Source organism: Pseudomonas meliae, assembly GCF_001400515.1.
Taxonomy (GTDB): domain Bacteria; phylum Pseudomonadota; class Gammaproteobacteria; order Pseudomonadales; family Pseudomonadaceae; genus Aquipseudomonas; species Aquipseudomonas amygdali.
This window is the reverse complement of the sequence record NZ_LJQT01000432.1, coordinates 1-1960: the sequence shown is the minus strand read 5'-3', so window position 1 is coordinate 1960 and position 1960 is coordinate 1. Positions and strand designations below refer to the sequence as shown.

General features: G+C 51.9%; 1 protein-coding gene and 1 pseudogene. One reads left to right on the top strand and one right to left on the bottom strand.

Annotated elements, in window-relative coordinates; translation table 11 throughout:
• The coding region (locus tag ALO64_RS20090) for a GGDEF domain-containing protein (RefSeq protein ID WP_094195103.1) at positions 1 to 1087 on the bottom strand (1087 nt) is incomplete at its 3' end.
• A 312-nt stretch (positions 1088 to 1399) separates the two neighbouring features.
• Here ALO64_RS20090 and ALO64_RS20085 point away from each other — a divergent pair.
• Positions 1400 to 1960, top strand: a pseudogene (locus tag ALO64_RS20085) (helix-turn-helix domain-containing protein); the annotation flags it as partial.

Below are 1960 nucleotides of genomic sequence, written 5' to 3'. Positions count from 1 at the left end.
AAAAAACTGATACTCCCGTATTAACCGATTTCACCCCTTGGTTCTGCTTTTCCACACTTCCAGCGGTCGCGGAAACTATCCTGCCTTCAAAGGCAATACATTGTCTGCCGCTCCGTTTGGCGAGATACAAATTTTCATCGGCTTCTTTCAACAGGTCATTGACGTTTTTTGCCCGAGCCAAACTTGCAATACCTGCACTGAATGAATAGGGCATTTTCGCTGTTTGGTCTTTTTGGGCGTGCATCAATAAATGATCCATTGCCGCTATGGCGTCTGCTGCGTTTGCTGCGGATAACATCACGCCAAACTCTTCTCCCCCCAGGCGACCAAAGTTGACCAGCCCCGTTGTGTTTTTTATGAGTGTTGCGAAACATATAAGGACATTGTCACCCACGTCGTGGCCATGGTTGTCGTTGATGCTTTTAAAGTTATCCAGATCAAGCATTGCGAACCACAGCGAGGACTTATCATCTGACGTCAGTGCGTTGTCCAGGCTGGCGACCAGAGCACGGCGATTTGGGGCGTTCGTCAGCGTGTCGGTCTCTGACAGCTTCTGGTAGCGATCACTCGCCGCCATGGTCTGCATGACCAGGCTCAGGAAGGTTGCATTCAGGGAGCCGCCCAACAAGGTCGAGCTGATCAGGAAAACATAAGACAAAGGCGCATGGTCGACGCCGACTGCCGTCAGGTCCGTTTGCCACATGATCAACCAGATCAGAGCAGCCGCAGCGACGTAGTCAATAAACTTGACGAAGAATACGCTCATTCCCGTGATGAGCAGGGAAGTGACAACCAATCCCCACATCGACGCCTCTACGCCCATGCGTTCGATTTGTACCTTGAACAGAACGGTAAGTGAGGTCATGTAGATAATGCCGAACAGGCGCCACGTCGTCATGCTTCTGCTGTTGGAAGTGACAATGATTGACAGCGTCGCCCCCGCCAGAGCGCAATAAATAAATATATCCAGTGATTGCTCAATAGACGGATTCACATACCAGCTGATAATCCAACTGAAAAGGCCGATCAGCTGAGACAGCTTCAAGGGTATGAAAATAGAGTCTTTCAGGTTTCTTCTTTGTGGCATGTGCTGTTTTCCATACTTATGCCAGCTGAAGCGTAATCGACGGCACATACCTTGGTCGAGATGCGTGATGATATATTGCCAGTGTACGTGATCAGTACTCGAGAGCGATGGCCGCTTGTCTTGCTGTGACAGCGAGTGGGCCTACACCATGACTCAACGGGACGCTTTCTATTTGAAGCGAGCATAGTTTTTATGAAGCTTGAAAGCAGTTTGGTAGCTTCGCTGTATTAATCACCCAAACTCCTTGCTGCCGGAATGAAACTTGCCTTCACTTAGCCGCATGACCTTGAGACGTATTAAGGGGCAAGGCCGATGAGTAGTCGTTATGTGGAGACAAACAAGGCTTCGATTGACGCGGCACCGCCACCTCACCTGCGGAGTTTTCAAACCTGTGACATCGACGAGCACGGTCGCAACCTCAGCGGCTGGCAGGTTCGTTACGACCAGGTGACGCCCGGTGGCTTTGAAGGCGAGCTGACGGAATTCCGTTCGGACTGGCTGCAACTGGTCCGCGACCGCTCTAATCAGGCCTTGGTCAAGAGTGGTACAGCCTGGAAGGGGGCGATTATTTTCGCCTTGCCGTTGAGTGCCAACGGTCCGGCGTTCTGTGCCGGGCACACGCTTCCGGAGTCGAGCATGATCGTCGCGCACGGCGAGAATCTTCCGGAATTGAGTACGCCGCTGCAATTGGATGCACTGGGCATTGCGATTGAAGAGAGTGCCCTGGCTCACGCACTGGAACGTCAGGGCAGCCGTTTTGAAATTACCGATCTTCCCAAGTGTTACCGTTTGACTGATCCAACGGTTCGCACGAGGTTCACTGCGCTCTTCGATAACCTGTTGAATGGAGAGCAGGTGAACCGCCCCGGGTTT